20 protein-coding genes are annotated in these 16,110 nt (G+C 61.8%); 10 read left to right on the top strand and 10 right to left on the bottom strand.

Annotation, left to right across the window (positions count from 1 at the left end):
- Window positions 1–45 precede the first annotated feature (45 nt).
- Entirely contained in the window at window positions 46–2,118 is a 2,073-nt protein-coding gene (locus BQ8794_RS01635) for a putative bifunctional diguanylate cyclase/phosphodiesterase (RefSeq protein WP_077372124.1), read from the bottom strand.
- Between the two features lie 110 nt (window positions 2,119–2,228).
- Between BQ8794_RS01635 and BQ8794_RS35405 the strand changes: the two genes are divergently transcribed.
- The 3 genes from BQ8794_RS35405 to tdh all read left to right on the top strand — a co-directional run bounded on the left by BQ8794_RS35405 (window position 2,229) and on the right by tdh (window position 4,692).
- Window positions 2,229–2,390: a hypothetical protein gene (locus tag BQ8794_RS35405; RefSeq protein ID WP_167378585.1), complete on the top strand. Its 162-nt coding sequence runs from the start codon at window positions 2,229–2,231 to the stop codon at window positions 2,388–2,390.
- Entirely contained in the window at window positions 2,387–3,574 is a 1,188-nt protein-coding gene (locus BQ8794_RS01630; RefSeq protein ID WP_077372121.1) for a glycine C-acetyltransferase, read from the top strand. The genes BQ8794_RS35405 and BQ8794_RS01630 overlap by 4 nt, the downstream gene beginning before the upstream one ends.
- 83 nt (window positions 3,575–3,657) lie before the next feature.
- Window positions 3,658–4,692: an L-threonine 3-dehydrogenase gene (gene tdh / locus BQ8794_RS01625; RefSeq protein WP_077372118.1), complete on the top strand. Its 1,035-nt coding sequence runs from the start codon at window positions 3,658–3,660 to the stop codon at window positions 4,690–4,692.
- 97 nt (window positions 4,693–4,789) lie between these two features.
- Here tdh and BQ8794_RS01620 read toward each other — a convergent pair whose 3' ends face one another.
- Window positions 4,790–5,245, bottom strand: a complete 456-nt coding sequence (locus BQ8794_RS01620; RefSeq protein ID WP_077372478.1) for a MarR family winged helix-turn-helix transcriptional regulator — start codon at window positions 5,243–5,245, stop codon at window positions 4,790–4,792.
- Between the two features lie 79 nt (window positions 5,246–5,324).
- Between BQ8794_RS01620 and hmgA the strand changes: the two genes are divergently transcribed.
- From hmgA to BQ8794_RS01590, 6 genes are all read left to right on the top strand, one after another.
- Window positions 5,325–6,638 carry a homogentisate 1,2-dioxygenase gene (hmgA, locus tag BQ8794_RS01615; RefSeq protein WP_077372114.1) on the top strand — a complete coding sequence of 438 codons (1,314 nt, stop codon included), beginning with the start codon at window positions 5,325–5,327 and terminating at the stop codon, window positions 6,636–6,638.
- The gene (locus tag BQ8794_RS01610; protein ID WP_077372111.1) at window positions 6,635–7,540 is read left to right on the top strand and encodes an MBL fold metallo-hydrolase; all 906 of its coding nucleotides are present in this window, start codon (window positions 6,635–6,637) and stop codon (window positions 7,538–7,540) included. Before hmgA ends, BQ8794_RS01610 begins: the two co-directional genes overlap by 4 nt.
- Window positions 7,541–7,611: 71 nt before the next feature.
- On the top strand, window positions 7,612–8,625 hold the full coding sequence (locus BQ8794_RS01605; protein ID WP_077372108.1) for a fumarylacetoacetate hydrolase family protein: 1,014 nt from the start codon (window positions 7,612–7,614) through the stop codon (window positions 8,623–8,625).
- Window positions 8,626–8,628: 3 nt separating this feature from the next.
- Window positions 8,629–8,922, top strand: coding sequence for a hypothetical protein (locus BQ8794_RS01600; RefSeq protein ID WP_077372105.1), 294 nt, complete (start codon window positions 8,629–8,631; stop codon window positions 8,920–8,922).
- 9 nt (window positions 8,923–8,931) lie between these two features.
- A complete protein-coding gene (locus BQ8794_RS01595; RefSeq protein WP_077372102.1) occupies window positions 8,932–9,267 on the top strand; it encodes a DUF3592 domain-containing protein in 336 nt (111 codons plus the stop codon).
- Window positions 9,268–9,295: 28 nt separating this feature from the next.
- Window positions 9,296–9,856 carry a DinB family protein gene (locus tag BQ8794_RS01590; protein ID WP_077372099.1) on the top strand — a complete coding sequence of 187 codons (561 nt, stop codon included), beginning with the start codon at window positions 9,296–9,298 and terminating at the stop codon, window positions 9,854–9,856.
- A gap of 21 nt (window positions 9,857–9,877) precedes the next feature.
- On the opposite strand, the gene BQ8794_RS01585 is transcribed toward BQ8794_RS01590, so the two are convergent.
- Together BQ8794_RS01585 and hppD are read right to left on the bottom strand one after the other, a co-directional pair.
- Window positions 9,878–10,102 (bottom strand): type II toxin-antitoxin system Phd/YefM family antitoxin, encoded by a 225-nt coding sequence (locus tag BQ8794_RS01585; RefSeq protein WP_077372096.1) that lies wholly within the window; start codon window positions 10,100–10,102, stop codon window positions 9,878–9,880.
- 52 nt (window positions 10,103–10,154) lie between these two features.
- Entirely contained in the window at window positions 10,155–11,267 is a 1,113-nt protein-coding gene (hppD, locus tag BQ8794_RS01580; protein WP_077372475.1) for a 4-hydroxyphenylpyruvate dioxygenase, read from the bottom strand.
- Between the two features lie 140 nt (window positions 11,268–11,407).
- Between hppD and BQ8794_RS01575 the strand changes: the two genes are divergently transcribed.
- The gene (locus BQ8794_RS01575; RefSeq protein ID WP_077372472.1) at window positions 11,408–11,875 is read left to right on the top strand and encodes an Lrp/AsnC family transcriptional regulator; all 468 of its coding nucleotides are present in this window, start codon (window positions 11,408–11,410) and stop codon (window positions 11,873–11,875) included.
- Window positions 11,876–11,889: 14 nt separating this feature from the next.
- Here BQ8794_RS01575 and BQ8794_RS01570 read toward each other — a convergent pair whose 3' ends face one another.
- The 6 genes from BQ8794_RS01570 to aztA form a co-directional block, all read right to left on the bottom strand.
- Window positions 11,890–12,228 carry a protein tyrosine phosphatase family protein gene (locus tag BQ8794_RS01570; protein ID WP_077372093.1) on the bottom strand — a complete coding sequence of 113 codons (339 nt, stop codon included), beginning with the start codon at window positions 12,226–12,228 and terminating at the stop codon, window positions 11,890–11,892.
- Between the two features lie 78 nt (window positions 12,229–12,306).
- Window positions 12,307–12,744, bottom strand: a complete 438-nt coding sequence (locus BQ8794_RS01565; protein ID WP_077372090.1) for a DUF6691 family protein — start codon at window positions 12,742–12,744, stop codon at window positions 12,307–12,309.
- A 4-nt stretch (window positions 12,745–12,748) separates the two neighbouring features.
- Complete coding sequence (locus tag BQ8794_RS01560; protein ID WP_077372470.1) at window positions 12,749–13,171, bottom strand: YeeE/YedE family protein; 423 nt, start codon at window positions 13,169–13,171, stop codon at window positions 12,749–12,751.
- Window positions 13,172–13,305: 134 nt separating this feature from the next.
- The gene (gene aztC, locus BQ8794_RS01555) at window positions 13,306–14,238 is read right to left on the bottom strand and encodes a zinc ABC transporter substrate-binding protein AztC (protein ID WP_077372087.1); all 933 of its coding nucleotides are present in this window, start codon (window positions 14,236–14,238) and stop codon (window positions 13,306–13,308) included.
- A 19-nt stretch (window positions 14,239–14,257) separates the two neighbouring features.
- Window positions 14,258–15,133 (bottom strand): zinc ABC transporter permease AztB, encoded by an 876-nt coding sequence (aztB, locus tag BQ8794_RS01550; RefSeq protein WP_077372084.1) that lies wholly within the window; start codon window positions 15,131–15,133, stop codon window positions 14,258–14,260.
- Complete coding sequence (gene aztA / locus BQ8794_RS01545) at window positions 15,133–15,933, bottom strand: zinc ABC transporter ATP-binding protein AztA (RefSeq protein WP_077372082.1); 801 nt, start codon at window positions 15,931–15,933, stop codon at window positions 15,133–15,135. Before aztA ends, aztB begins: the two co-directional genes overlap by 1 nt.
- Between the last annotated feature and the right edge of the window lie 177 nt (window positions 15,934–16,110).

Below are 16,110 nucleotides of genomic sequence, written 5' to 3'. Positions count from 1 at the left end.
CCCATCAGACCGCCATTTCCGAAGAGGCGTGTCAAGGTTGGCGCCTTACGCCAGCCTTCCCTGCAGCACCGTCAGCCTGGCTCTCTTCGGCGTCCGCGCGACCAGCCATTCGCGTGCCTGGTCCTGCGGCATCGGGAAGGCGATGGAGTAGCCCTGCACCTGGTCGCAGCCGATCGCCATCAGCGAATCGAGCTCGGCCTCGGTTTCGGCGCCCTCGGCGACGATCGAGATGCCAAGGCCGCGGGCGAGTTCGGTGATGGCACGCACGATCTTGGAGTTGTCGCCGTTGTCATCGATGTTCTGGACGAAGCGGCGATCGATCTTCAGCCTGTCGATCTCGTTCGGGTTGACGTGGCTGAGCGACGCGTAGCCGGTGCCGAAATCATCGAGTTCAAGATGGACACCGGCGCCGCGGATGTGCCGCAGCTTTGCCGCGATGCCGGTTTTCTCGTCGTCGAGGATGACGGATTCGACGATCTCGAGCGACAGTTTTTGTGGCGGCAGCCCAGCCTTTTCCAGCGCACCGAAGAGGAAGGCGTCGAAATCGGCCTCACGCAATTCGGAGCCGGAAACGTTGACGGCGAGCCGTCCGAAGGCAATGCCGGCGCGGTTCCACTCCGCCGCCTCGCCGATTGCCTTGGCGATGACGATGCGGCCGATCGCAGGCATGAGCCCGCATTTCTCGGCGATGGGAATGAACTCACCCGGTGCAATCATGCCGCGCTCGGCATGTTTCCAGCGAACCAGCGCCTCGATGCCGCCGATCGTGCCGTTCGACAACGAAACCTGTGGCTGGAAATAGACCTGGAACGTCTTCTCCGCGATAGCGATCCTGATGTCATGCTCGAGCCGCTTGCGGTAATCGAGTTCATGCCGCAACTCCTCGGAGAAGAATGAGAGACTGCCGCCACCCTGCTTCTTGGCGGCGTGGAGCGCGAGGTCGGCATGGACGAGCAGATCTTGCGCGTTGTCGGCGTCGATCGGATAGACGGCGACGCCGGCGCTGGCGCCCGGAAGGATGGTCGCGCCCCGATAGACGATCGGTTCGTTGATCTGCGTCAGGACGCGCCCGGCAACCATGTTGATGTCCTCGGTGCCGCCGGCACCGTTGAGGATCATCACGAACTCGTCGCTGCCGAGACGCACGCAGAGATCCGACGCCCGGCAAGAATCACGCATGCGCTGCGCCGTCACCACCAGCACATAGTCGCCGGCGGCGTGGCCAAGCGTGTCGTTGATCTGCTTGAACCGGCCGAGGTCGAGGTGGACCGCAGCAAGCCGCTCCCGCCGGCGCTGCGCGCCCTTGATCAGCGTATCGAAATGGTCGGTCAGGAAGGTGCGGTTGTGCAGGCCGGTAAGGCCGTCATGCACGGCGATGAAGGCCATGGAATTGCGGGTATCGATCAGTTCACGCGTCTTGCGCAGGATGGCGTTCGACATCGGCCTGAAGATGAAAAGTGCCACCAGCACGATGACGCTGAGGGTGGTGTAAAACAGCGTTCGATGGAGATCGAGAAGGCTCTCCGATCGCGCGTCGGCTTGGGCGCTGATGCGCTGGCCGAGCGCCGCATAGCCCGACAGGGTCGCATTGGCGACGGAAGCGTCGAGGTTGACGCGTTCGCCGCCACCCTTGTAGCCGCCATTGTCGGCCATGCCGAGTTGCGATTCAAACGCCGAAACCAGTCGTTCGCCGTTGGCGATAAGCCCGACCGAGAAGTAATCGAGATGAAACGGCTTGGCGAAAAGGACGCTCTCGACTGATTTTGGATCGAGCCTTGCCGGTGACGCCGGGTCGGCGACCACTCGCTCGAGCAGAAGGTCGTAGTTCCTCTCGAAGTCGGCCGTGGCCCGTTTGAATGCGGTGACCAGAGCCGGTTGTTGGTTGCGCGTAGCTGCACCTGCCGCGTTGGCAAGGAAGACAATGCGTTGCGACAGCACCTTTTGCATGCCGACAATATCGAGCAGCGTCTCGTCGTGCCGCTGGCCAGCCATCATCTGCTGGAGAAGGATGAAGGAGGCCATCACCATGGCTGCAATGATCAGCAGCGCCAGCCAATAGCCTGCCTTGATCAGCAGTATGAGCTTGCCCGAAATGGTTTGCATCGGTTGCTGCGACATTTTCTGGGGCGGTCCCTCTCGCCGACAGATTGTTGGGTATGAGAACCATTGGCTTGAAAGGTTAACAGCTCCGGAAACCGACAGAGCAGCAGCGGTGGAAAGCTCGCGAAATGGTTATCGCCTTCTTTCGCGCCGCAGCTGCATTTGAACATCTGCCATTTGGCGGCATTCTGGCCACTGACCGTCGGGTCACCGAAGTCGTCGCTTTTGCGGTGGATTTTTCGCCCGCGCGGGGCGACAGTCCATTCAATCTCAACAGGGCCAGATCATGAGCGCGGCATTCCTCTCCCATATCGACAGCGAGCTCCAAGGGCTGAAATCGGCCGGCCTCTACAAATCCGAGCGGGTGATCACCTCGACGCAATCGGCTCAGATCGAGGTGGGCGGCGAGAGGGTGCTGAATTTCTGCGCCAACAATTATCTTGGCCTCGCCGATAGCGCCGAGTTGCGCGATGCGGCCAAGCAGGCACTCGACCGCTATGGTTATGGCATGGCGTCGGTGCGTTTCATCTGCGGCACGCAGGAGGAGCACAAGCAGCTCGAGGCGACGATTTCTGGCTTTCTCGGCATGGAGGACACGATCCTCTACGGCTCCTGCTTCGACGCTAATGGCGGCCTGTTCGAGACGCTGCTCGGCGAGGAGGATGCGGTCATTTCCGACGCGCTGAACCATGCCTCGATCATCGACGGCGTGCGGCTGTCGAAGGCGAAGCGTTTCCGTTACGCCAACAACGACATGGCCGATCTGGAAGCGCGGCTGAAGCAGGCGATGGATTGCCGTTTTCGGCTGATCGCCACCGATGGTGTATTTTCCATGGACGGCATCATCGCCAATCTGAAGGGCGTCTGCGATCTCGCCGACAAGTACGATGCAATGGTGATGGTCGACGACAGCCATGCAGTCGGCTTCGTCGGCAGGAACGGGCGCGGCTCGGCCGAGCATTGCGGCGTCGAGGGCAGGGTGGATATCATCACCGGCACGCTCGGCAAGGCATTGGGCGGCGCGTCGGGCGGCTATACATCGGGCAAGAGCCAGGTGGTCGACTGGCTGCGCCAGCGCTCACGTCCCTATCTGTTTTCCAACACGCTGATGCCGGCTATCGCCGGCGCCTCGATCCGGGTTTTCGAACTGATCAAAAATGGCGATGCGCTGCGTCAGCGCCTCTATGCCAATGCGGCGCGCTTCCGGTCTGAAATGGGTAAGCTCGGCTTTACGCTGGCCGGCGCCGATCATCCGATCGTTCCGGTCATGCTCGGCGATGCGACGCTGGCGCAGGAAATGGCAGCGCGCATGCTGCAGCGCGGCATCTATGTCATCGGCTTCTCGTTTCCGGTGGTGCCGAAGGGCCAGGCGCGCATCCGCACGCAAATGTCGGCCGCCCATTCCAGCGCCGACATCGACCGTGCGGTCGAGGCGTTCGGCGCGGTCGGGCGCGAACTTGGTGTGATTCCCTGAACGGCCGGAACCGAAAAGCGATTCCGGATCAAGAAATTCGAGCCGACTAAGATTTTGGCGACTAAGATTCTGGGGACAAAAGAATGTCGAACATGATGAAGGCGCTGGTCAAGGCCAAGGCCGAGCCGGGTATCTGGATGAAACAAGTGCCGGTACCGGAAATCGGCCCGAACGACGTTCTGATCAAGATCAAGAAGACCGCGATCTGCGGTACCGACGTCCACATCTACAATTGGGACCAGTGGGCGCAGAAGACGGTGCCGGTGCCGATGGTGACCGGCCACGAATTCGTCGGCACGGTCGCCGACTTCGGCGCGGCGGTCACCGAATACAGGATCGGCCAGCGTGTTTCGGGCGAAGGCCACATCGTCTGCGGCCATTGCCGCAACTGCCGGGCGGGCAGGGGGCATCTGTGCCGCAACACGCTCGGCGTCGGCGTCAACCGGCCGGGCGCCTTCGGTGAATATCTGGCGATACCGCAGCACAACGTTGTGCCGATCCCCGACGACGTGCCCGACGAGATTGCCGCAATCTTCGATCCCCTGGGCAATGCGGTTCACACCGCACTGTCCTTTGATTTGGTCGGCGAGGACGTGCTGGTCACCGGCGCTGGCCCGATCGGCATCATGGGTGCGCTGGTGGCGCAGTGCGTCGGCGCGCGAAAGGTGGTTGTCACCGACATCAACCCGGTGCGGCTAGCACTGGCGAAAAAGCTCGGCGTCCAGCATGTGGTCGATGCATCGAAGGAAAAGCTGCGCGATATCATGCCGGCGCTCGGCATGACCGAAGGTTTTGACGTCGGCCTCGAAATGTCGGGTGCGGCACCCGCCTTCCGCGACATGATCGACGCCATGAACAATGGCGGCAAGATCGCCATTTTGGGCATCGCGCCGACCGGCTTCGAGATCGACTGGAACAAGGTCATCTTCAAGATGCTGCATCTCAAGGGCATTTATGGCCGCGAAATGTTCGAGACCTGGTACAAGATGATCGCGCTGGTGCAGGGTCCGCTCGATGTCAGCGGCCTGATCACCCACCGCATCGGCATTGACGACTACATCTCCGGCTTCGAGGCGATGAAGAGCGGCAACTCCGGCAAGGTGGTGATGGACTGGTGAGTGTGGCCGGGTGCCGTTCCGGAAACGTTGGAGGGACAGCACCCTCTGGCCTGGCCGGCAGGCCAGAGGGGGTGTGAAGGATCGCTGCGTAGCAGTTTCATAGCTGCGTCGTTGATCTATCCAATGCCCCCTTGAGTGCCGCCATCCCTTCCGTGACCGCCGCGCGCTCGCTCGCGTTCAGCCTTCCCAGCAAGTCCCGCTCGAATGCCTTCGCCAACGGCACCATCTCGCGATAGGCGGTTAGGCCTGCCCGGGTCAGCGTCAGATGCTCGACACGGCGGTCTTTTTCATCAGGTTTTCGCGTCAGCCAGCGGCGCCGTTCGAGCTCGGCGACGGCGCGCGAAACCTTGGTCTTGTGCATGGCCGACTGTTCGCCGAGCGCTGTTGCCGTCATCGTGCCGTGCTGGCCGAGACCGGCCAGCGTGCGCCATTCGGGCCGCGTCAGGCCGTGGCGGTCCTTGTAAACCCTGGAAAATTCGCGGCTGACAGCATCGGCAAGGCGATAGAGCCGGTAGGGCAGGAAGCTTTCAAGTTCGAGGGTGTCAGCCTCCATGGTCTGCTCCATCACGATTGATAGTTACATTTTCGATGGTTACAAACGAAACCAATTTGGTCAATCCAGGGAGGATGCCATGGCCTTTTCCTACATGCCGGGGTTCGGCAACGACTTCGAAACCGAGACTTTGCCTGGTTCGCTGCCGCAAGGGCGGAATTCGCCGCAGCGGCCGGCCTACGGCCTCTATGCCGAGCAGCTTTCGGGCTCGCCCTTCACCGCGCCACGCGGCACCAATGAGCGTTCCTGGCTTTATCGCATCAGGCCGAGCGTCAGGCACACCGGCCGCTTCAAGGCGGCGAATTATCCGCTGTGGAAAAGCGCGCCGAATGTCGGCGATCACGAACTGGCGCTTGGCCAGTACCGCTGGAACCCGGTGCCGATGCCGAAGGAACCGACCGACTTCATTGCAGGCATGCGCTCGATCACCACCGCAGGCGACGTGCTCGGCCAGACCGGCATGGCCGCCCATGTCTATGTCGCCAACCGCTCGATGGCCGACGATCATTTCTTCAACGCCGACGGCGAGTTGCTGGTAGTGCCGCAGGTCGGCAGTCTGCGCTTCATCACCGAGATGGGCGTCATCGAATTGCGACCGGGCGAGATCGCCGTGCTGCCGCGCGGCCTCGTGTTCAAGGTCGAACTGGTCGATGAAACAGTGCGCGGCTATGTCTGCGAGAACTACGGCGCCAAGCTGACGCTGCCGGATCGTGGCCCGATCGGCGCCAATTGCCTGGCCAATCCGCGCGATTTCAAGACGCCTTGCGCCTGGTTCGAGGACAAGGAGACGCCGTGCCGGCTGATCGTGAAATGGTGCGGCCAGTTCCATGTCACCGAACTCGATCATTCGCCGCTGGATGTGGTCGCGTGGCACGGCAACTACTCGCCCTACAAATATGATCTTGCAACGTTTTCTCCGGTCGGCGCGATCCTGTTCGACCATCCCGATCCGTCGATCTTCACGGTGCTGACCGCGCCGAGCGGCGAGGAGGGCACCGCCAATATCGACTTCGTCATCTTCCCGCCGCGCTGGCTGGTGGCCGAAAACACGTTCCGCCCGCCCTGGTATCACCGCAACATCATGAGCGAGTTCATGGGCTTGATCCACGGCCAGTACGACGCCAAGGAAGAGGGTTTCGTCCCCGGCGGCATCAGCCTGCACAATCTGATGCTGGCCCACGGGCCTGACGCGACAGGTTTTGAAAAAGCCTTCCACGCGGATCTGAAACCGGTCAAGCTCGACAACACCATGGCCTTCATGTTCGAGACGCGATTCCCGCAGATGCTGACCCGCTACGCCGCCGAGGTTGAAACCCGGCAGGACAATTACATCGACTGCTGGGCCGATCTGAAGAAGCGCTTCAACGGCACGCCCGAGGGCGACTGGTCTTGAACGCTGATCCAGCCCGGGATCGGCTGGTGCTGCTGGGCTCGAAGGGCGGCCCGGCGCTCCGGCCGGGCGGTCCGTGGCCGAGTTCGTCGCTGCTGAAATTCGGCGGGCGCACCATCGTCGTGGATTGCGGGCTTGGCGTGACGCGCGGGCTGGCCGAGACCGGCATCAGCCTGAAGGCGCTCGACCTTGTCTTCATCACGCATCTGCATTCCGACCATTTGCTGGAACTCGGTCCGCTGATCCACACCGCCTGGACGGCGGGTCTGGCGACACCGGTCACTGTGTTCGGCCCGCCCGGCACCGGCCATTATTGGCAGCGCTTTTGCCAGGCGATGGAATTCGACATCGAAATTCGCATCGTCGACGAAGGCCGGCCTGATATCGAAGATATGGTTTCGATCATCGAGTTCGGCGAAGGCCGTGTGATGGAGGAGCGCGGCCTGAAGGTTTTGGCGCTGCGCGTCGACCATCCGCCGGTGGTCGACTGCTTTGCGCTGCGTTTCGAGCATGCCGGACAAAGCGTGGTGTTTTCCGCCGATACGGCGTTCTTTCCGCCATTGGCCGATTTCGCCAAAGGCGCCGACATCCTCGTCCATGAAGCCATGCTGGAACAAGGCATCGAGCGGCTCGTCGCGAAAACCGGCAATGGCGCGCGGCTGAAAGAGCATCTGCTCGCCAGCCATACTTTTGCTGAGGAGGCGGGGCGCATCGCCAGTGACGCAGGAGCCAAAAGACTGGTGCTCAACCACCTCATTCCGGCCGACGATCCCGAGATCGGCGAGGCCGACTGGATCGCTGCCGTCAGGAAAACATGGGCCGGTGACTTGACGATCGCTCGAGACGGCCTTGTTGTGGGGCTGGAGCATGATCCCGAACCGAAGGACCGCGTTAGCGAAAAGTGAGAACCGCTTTCGGAAGAGATCATGCACAAAATTCAAATCGGCACCAAAGCCGCATCAGGAGAGGAAACCGTATGAAGCTTGCCACATTGAAGGACGGGACGCGCGACGGAAAGCTGGTCGTCGTCTCGTGCGACCTGACGCGGTTCACCGATGCCTCGTTTCTGGTGCCGACGCTGCAGGCGGCGCTCGACGACTGGAGCCGGATCGCGCCGCATCTCGCCGCCATGGCGGAATCGCTGGAGAACAATGCGGTGCCGTCAGCGCGCTTTCACGAGCATGACGCCCATTCGCCGTTGCCGCGCGCATATCAATGGGCCGACGGCTCGGCCTATGTGAACCATGTCGAGCTGGTGCGGAAGGCGCGCGGCGCCGAAATGCCGGCAAGCTTCTGGACCGATCCGCTGATTTATCAGGGTGGTTCGGACAGTTTCATCGCGCCACGTGATCCGATCCGGGCGGCCGACGAGGCTTTTGGCGTCGACATGGAAGCGGAGGTCGCCGTCATTGTCGATGATGTGCCTATGGGAGCAAGCCTAGATGAGACGCGGGCCGCGATCCGGCTGGTCATGCTGGTCAATGACGTCACGCTGCGTTCCCTTACCGCGCCAGAGCTGGCCAAGGGCTTCGGCTTCTTCCAATCAAAGCCGTCCTCAGCGTTTTCGCCCGTCGCGGTGACGCCGGACGAACTGGGCGACGCCTGGGATGGCGGCAAGATCAGCCTGCCGCTGCTGGTCGATCTCAATGGCAAGCCGTTTGGCCGGGCGAACGCAGGCATGGACATGACCTTCGATTTTCCGGCGCTGATCGCGCATGCCGCGAAAACCCGGCCGCTCGCCGCCGGCACCATCATCGGTTCGGGCACGGTCTCCAACAAGCTCGACGGCGGCCCGGGCAGGCCTGTTGCGGCGGGCGGCTCCGGCTATTCGTGCATTGCCGAGTTGCGCATGATCGAGACGATCGAGGCTGGTGAACCGACAACCCCGTTCCTGCGCTTTGGCGATACGGTGCGCATCGAGATGAAGGACAGGACCGGACATTCGATTTTTGGTGCGATCGAGCAGAAGGTCGAGAAATCCGAGGGGTAAGACATGACAGGCACGTCTTTCTATATGCTGTGCGGTGCCTGGGCCCTTGTCATGCTGGCGATCTTCATCCATGCGATCCGGCTGAGCTATCGCATCGAGGCGCGCTCTCCCGACCTGACCAACCGCAGCGGCTTTCCGCGCAACGCGATGATGTTCCACACCGTCACCAACATGAACGTCGCGCGGGATCAGGAGACGCAAGCCATGCGGCGGCGCATGAATCGGCTTCTGCTGATCGTTCTCGCCGGATTTGCGCTTCTGTGGGCGGGTGTGTCTTTGGTCGAGTCAGCGGAGTGAAGAGTTGTCATGACATCGACCACGCCCTTTTGGTTTGATGTGGTCTTTTTGGCAGCAGTGGTTTTATTTGCTGGTGTCTTCGTTTTGGGGGGCTTGCAGGAGAGGAAATTTGCACGGCGTGCCGAGCACTGGCCTGTCATTGAGTCAACAGTTGTAGAAAGACTCTTTCTTTCTGCAGATCCAACTACCTATAGGATAAGAGTGAAATATGTTTTTCAGGGCGCTGAGTACACGAGTGTAGCTGAGAATTTCTTCCAAAAGCAGAGCACGAATAAGTATGTGGGCGACGTGGTTATGATAAAGGTCGATCCGGATAATCCGGCTATCAGCGTGCTGTATTCCTGAAGGAGATTGGCTCATTTTGCCAGACGGGATGAACTTGCTGGACCATAATCGCTGCATGGCACGCAACAATCTCTGGTCGAACGACCGGCTCTACCGCGCCGTCCTGCAGCTTACGCCCGGTGAATTCGAAGCCGAGCGAACCAGCTTCTTCCCGTCGATCAAGGCAACGCTCAATCACATCCTGGCTGTCGATCATCTCTATCTCGATTTTCTCGAAGAGGGCGGCGTTGGCGCCGCGGCTCATGACGATTTCGTGCCGTTCGATGAACCACAGGCGCTGTTTGCCGCCCAGGCTGCATCCGACCGGCGATTGATCGCCTTTTGCGATCACCTGTCGACCGACGATCTGGACCGCCGCGTCATCACCGACCGGCGCGAGGACGGAAAAATACCGGAGCGCATCGGCGACCTGCTCGCCCACCTCTTCATCCACGACATCCATCATCGCGGCCAGGTGCACGCCATGCTGTCCGGCACATCGGTGAAACCGCCGCAGCTCGACGAGTTCTTCCTCGACTATGATATGAAACTCAGGAAAGCGGAGGTCGAGAGGTTGGCTTTGGGTAATCAGGCCAACGCGACGTCTTAACGGCTGGGAGCTAACCCGCCTTCATTTGACATACTCGTCCCACTCGGGACCGAGTTCGTCAAAATCGTCTGCGATCCGGATTCTACCCTTCAAGGCGCCGATGCGAGGCAGGTGTTCGGCGGTTGCCGGCGGCACGAGGCGAGCCGCGACTTTGCCGTAGCGCGTGAGCACGATCTCCTCACCGGCTTCCGCACGCCTGACGAGTTCCGACAATTTGGCCTTGGCCTCGGCGACAGGAATATTCATGGCTAGAATCTGAGCCACAACTGATCCAACCGCAAGAGGTTAGGCCGCTGCCTCACTCCGCCGCCTGCACCTTCAGCACGCCACGCTTGATCTGGTCCTGCTCGATCGATTCGAACAAAGCGCGGAAATTGCCCTCGCCAAAACCTTCGTCGCCCTTCCTCTGGATGAATTCGAAGAAGATCGGCCCGATCACGGTTTTGGAAAAGATCTGCAGCAGGATCTTGGTCGTGCCGCCGTCGACCACGCCTTCGCCGTCGATCAGGATGCCGTGCTTTTTCATGCGCTCGATCGGCTCGTCATGGCCGTTCACCCTGTCGTGGGACATGTCGTAATAGGTCTCAGGCGGGCCTGGCATGAACTTCAACCCATTGGCGGCCAGTCTGTCGGTGGCGCCGTAGATCTCGTCCGTTCCGACGGCGATGTGCTGGATGCCTTCGCCATTGTACTTCTTCAGATATTCGGCGATCTGGCTAGTGTCATCCTTGGACTCGTTCAGCGGGATGCGGATCTTGCCGCAGGGCGAGGTGATGGCGCGGCTGACCAAGCCGGTGATCTTGCCATCGATATCGAAGAAATGGATCTGCTTGAAGCCGAACAGGTCGCGATAGAAATCCCACCATTTGTCCATCTGGCCGCGATAGACATTGTGGGTGAGGTGGTCGAGATAATAGAAGCCGACGCCTTCCGGCTTCGGGTCGCGTGCGCCCAGCCAGTCGAACTCGGCATCATAGGCCGAGCCCTTTTCCCCATAAGTCTCGATGAAATAGAGCAGTGAACCGCCGATGCCGACGATTGCCGGCACGTCGAGCGCCTTGTCGACGCCTTCATAGGGTGTGGCGCCTTTGGCGACGGCGTGGTCGAAGGCATGCTTGGCATCGACGACCCGCCAGGCCATCGAGGCCGCGCAGGGGCCATGCTTGTCGACGAACTTCATCGCATGCGAGCCGGGTTCGGCATTGACGACATAGTTGATGTCGCCCTGCCGCCAGACGGTGATGTTCTTGGTGCGGTGCTTGGCTACCGGTACATAGCCCATGCGGGTGAAAAGCTCGGCGAGCTTTTCCGGTTCGGGATGCGCGAACTCGATGAATTCGAAGCCGTCGGTGCCGGCGGGGTTGGCTTTGCTGATCTTTGCGGGCGGTGCATCGTGCGGGAAGGGACCCATGGCATTGTCCTCCAAAAGCTGCGTGGCCGGAAAAGGCCATTTTGACGCTATTATAGCGCGGAGCAGGTGCATGGTGCTTGCATTCAAACGCTTTAAACGATTAGATCATGCGAGAATTGTGCACAGTGGAAGAAAAATTCATGGATGACGCGCGCGTTGATCAGTTTGACCGCAAGATAATGGCTCTGTTGCAGGGCGACGCACGACTGACCAACAATGATCTCTCGGAACGGGTGAACCTGTCGGCGTCGCAATGTTCGCGCCGCCGCCAGAGGCTGGAGGAGGACGGCTACATCAGGGGTTATCGCGCGGTGCTCGACCGCGACAAGCTCGGCTTCTCGCTGGTCAACGTCATCTCGGTGACGCTGGCCACCCACAACCGCGACAATGCGCAGCGCTTCGGCGAACTGGTGGCGCGGCTGCCGGAAGTGCAGGAGGCGCACGCGCTAACCGGCGAGATGGACTATATCCTGAAGGTGGTTACGCCGGACCTGAAGTCGCTGTCGGAATTCGTCAACGGCGTGCTTCTGCCGCACGAGTCCGTGCAGCATGTGAAGACGGCGATCGTGCTCGAAACGCTGAAGGAAACCGGGGCGCTGCCGATCTGACGGCGCTGCCGTAGTCAGCCCTTCGACTGCTGGATCAGCCCGTAGAGGTTGGTGCAGCGCGCGCCGGAGCGGCAGTAGGCGAAGATCGGGCCTTCGAGTTCATCGAGCGCCTCAGCCTGGTCCTCGACATTCTCGGCCGTGATCTGGCCGCTGATGACCGGGATGTAGCGAAAGGTAAGCCCGGCGGCTTCGACCGCCGCCTTGACGCTATCCGCTGAAGGCTGGCCGGGCTGCTCGTCGTCCGGCCGGTTGCAGATGACGCTCTTGAAGCCGGCGGCCTTGATGGCAGCGATCTCTTCGGGCTGAATCTGGCCCGAGACCGAATAGTCCTCGCTGATCTGACGGTATTCCATGGTGGTCCTCGCAATCTGGTTTGGCGGAAGTCTTGCCACTCCCCGGTGCAGCCGGCAACTGCCGCCGCTGCTGATTTCCTACGCGGTTGCCGGATGGGCGAGCCGTGTTCTGGCGAACCGCGCCACGACAATGCCGGCGATCACCGCCGCGACGAAGATTGGCGTCGTCGAATAGCCAAGGCCAAGCGCCGGAATGGCGCCGCCCGGGCAGAAACCGGCAATGCCCCAGCCGACGCCGAAGAGGGCGGCGCCACCAACCAGCTCTCTATTGATGGCGCGCCTGGCAGGCAGGGCGAATGAGTTTTCGAACACCGGCGCCTTGCGGTGGCCGAACACCAGGCGATAGCCGGTGAATGCGACGAGCAGGCCGCCGCCCATCACGAAGATCAGGCTCGGATCCCAGGTGCCGGCGACGTCGAAGAAGTTCAGCACCTTGGCCGGATTGATCATGCCGGAAACGGCAATGCCGAGGCCGAAAATCCCGCCGATGAGGGATGCCGATACGAGCTTGTTCATGGCGTCAGCCCCCGACTACGTGGCGGATTACAAAAACGGTAGCGAAGGCGGTGACCATGAAGGTCGCGACGGCGACGATCGAGCGCGGTGACAAGCGCGCCATGCCGCAAATGCCATGCCCGCTCGGACATCCTGCGCCGAAATGCACGCCGATGCCGACCAGGAAGCCGCCGACGACGAGGGCCAGCGTCGGGACGGGCACGCTGAAGGCAATCTGCCCGCCAGCGGCGACGTACAGAAGTGGCGCCAGGACGGCACCGGCGAGAAATGCGGCCCGCCATCGCCAATCGAGTGAAAGCGGCGGAATGACCCCGGTCAGGATGCCGGTCATGCCGGCAATGCGGCCGTGAAAGGCCATCAGCAGCACGGCCGACAGGCCGATGAGAGCGCCGCCAAGCAGCGACTGGAAAGGCGTGAAGTCTGTCATGGCAACGCCGGCTTTCGAACAGCAGTCGATCAAGCCTGTCTCAACGGATCGACATTCACCACTGCAGATAAGCATTTCCGGCGGAAAATCCAGCCGGGCTACAGTAGCCCGGCTGGGTGGACGGCGCAGACCGCTCAGCTTCCGAGGATCGCGCCTTTGATCTGGGCGATGTTGTTGTGCATCAGGTCGATATAGGTCGAGGCCGGGCCGTCGGGTTGCGACAGCGCATCCGAATAAAGCGTGCCGCCAACCTTGGTGCCGGTCTCGCTGGCGATCTGCTCGATCAGCCGCGCGTTGGTGATGTTCTCGATGAAGACCGCCGCCGCCTTGTCCTGCTTCACTTGGCCGACCAGCTTGGCGACGTCGGCAGCGGACGGCTCCGACTCGGTCGACACCCCTTCGGGCGCCAGGAAGATGAGGCCATAGGCCTTCTCGAAATAGCCGAAGGCGTCATGCGAGGTGATGACGACGCGCTTCTCTTCCGGGATCGACTGGATCGCCGTCTGCACTTCGCCCTCAAGCGCGTCGAGTTTCTCGGTATAGGCGGCGGCATTGGCCTTGTAGCTGTCGCAACCCCCAGCGTCGGCGGTGCAGAAGGCGTCGGCGATGTTCTTCACATAGATCTTGGCATTGGCGATCGACTGGAAGGCATGCGGATCGGTCTCGCCATCAGTATGGGCGCCTTCAGCGGCATCGGCATCGGCGAATTCGGGTTTGAAGTTGATTGGCGTGACGCCCTTGGTCAAAACGGCGATCGTCGCCTTGGTGGCGCTGGCGTCGACCAGACGCTGCAAAAAGCCTTCGAAATGCAGGCCGTTGACCAGCACCACATCCGCACCCGCCATCGCCACCGCGTCAGCCGGGCTCGGCTCGTAGACGTGGGCATCGCCATCCGGCCCGACGATGGTGGTCAGATTGATCCGGTCGCCGCCGACATTTTTGGCGAAATCGGCAATGATCGTGAAGCTGGCGACCACTTTCAACGGCTCCGCGAGGGCCGATGACGCGCCAAAGGCTGACAATGTTACAACGCCCACTGCCAGGGCGGCGCGGATCGATTTCAGCATGGACAGCACTCCTCTGGGGTCAGGCGGTTCTGTGGCGATGATGGATAATACGGGCGCGCAGGATGCCGCGCGTGCCGAACAGGATCGAGGCAAAATAGACAACGCCGGCCGACAGGATGATGGCCGGACCGGAAGGCAGCGACACGTGGTAGGACAAAAGCAGCCCGGCCACGCAAGAGGCAAAGCCGATCAGCACCGCCAGCACGCACATCGGTTCGACGCGCATGGTCCAGAAGCGGGCGGCGGCCGCAGGCAGCATCATCAGCCCGACGGATAGCAGCGTGCCGAGCGCCTGGAAGCCGCCGACCAGGTTGAGCACGACGAGGCCGAGGAAGATGAAATGCACCGGGCTGCCCAGCCGGCTGACCGAACGCAGGAACAGCGGGTCGAGACATTCGGCGACGAGCCCCCGCCAGAAGATGGCGAGGCTGACCAGCGTGACCAGCACGATGCCGCCGATCAGCGTCAGCGCTTCATTGTTGAGTGCGAGCACGGTGCCGAACAGCACATGCATGAGATCGACGCTGGAGCCGCGGATCGACACCATCAGCACGCCGATCGCCAGCGAAATCAGGTAGAAGGCCGCCATCGAAGCGTCCTCGCGCTGGATGGTGAAGCGCGAGACGGCGCCGGCGCCGAGCGCGACGATGATGCCGGCAATCAGCCCGCCGATGGTCATCGGCAGGATTTCCAGCCCATAGAACAGGAAACCGGCGGCAGCACCCGGCAGGATGGCGTGGGCCATGGCGTCGCCGGAAAGGCTCATGCGCCGCAGCATCAGGAACACGCCGACCGGGCAGGCGCCGAGCGACAGCATCAGCGAGCCGGCAAGCGCCCGCTGCATGAAGGCGAATTCGGCGAACGGAGCGATGAGAAGACCGTAGAGCGTGTCCATCATGCTGCCCGCGGCCCGGAGCCGTGATGATGGTCGTGCGCATGGTCGTGCCCATGGTCACCGTGCTTGTCGGGCTCGCACCAGGGCGCGTTCTCCTCCCAGGCTTCGTGGAAGCGGCGCGCGCGCAACAGGTTTTCCGGCCGCAGCGTTTCCCTGGTTTCGCCCCAGGCGATTGGCTGGCGCGCCAGCAGCAGCGTCTCGGGGAAGTTCTGGCGCACCAGTTCCAGATCGTGGACGACAACCAATATCGTGCGTTCCTCCCCATGCCAGCGCTTGATCAGTGCGATCAGGTCGCCGACGGTCTTGGTATCGACGGCGTTGAACGGCTCATCGAGCAGGATGAGATCGGCGTCCTGCAGCAGCACGCGGGCGAACAGCGTGCGCTGCAGCTGGCCGCCCGACAGGGTGTCGATCGGGCGCTTCTCGAAGCCGCCGAGGCCGACAGCCATCAGCGCCTGGCTGACCGAATCGCGATCTTCCCTGGTGTAGCGGCCAAGCAGCCCGCGCCGTGGCCATAGGCCGAGCGAAACCAGATCAACGACCCGGGCGGGAAAGGAGCGGTCGAGTTCCGACTGTTGCGGCAGATAAGCAGCGCGCACGCCGGGCGCCCGGACAACCGTGCCGGCCATCGGCTTCAACACGCCGACGATACCCTTCATCAGGGTCGACTTGCCCGAGCCATTGGCGCCGACGACGGCAGTCAGCGACCCTCGGCGGATCGTGCCATCGAGATGATGGATAGCCGGATGGCTGTTGTAGCCCAACGTCAGGTCGCGGAATGTCAGGCAGGTTTTGGTCATGTGACGATCCGTGGGACACGACTAATACGGCAGCGGCGCTGGATATGTGATGTTATTACATTAGTCAACAAGTCAATCCGGCGGAATTGCGGCGACCGGAGCAATTTGGCGTGTGCCTATTTTCGGCCCGCGCCTGCTGGCTCAAGAGGATTCGCTCATGCAACCTTGCCCCCGGCG

Source organism: Mesorhizobium prunaredense, from assembly GCF_900156895.1.
Taxonomy (GTDB): domain Bacteria; phylum Pseudomonadota; class Alphaproteobacteria; order Rhizobiales; family Rhizobiaceae; genus Mesorhizobium; species Mesorhizobium prunaredense.
This window is presented reverse-complemented; position numbering and strand designations above follow the sequence as displayed.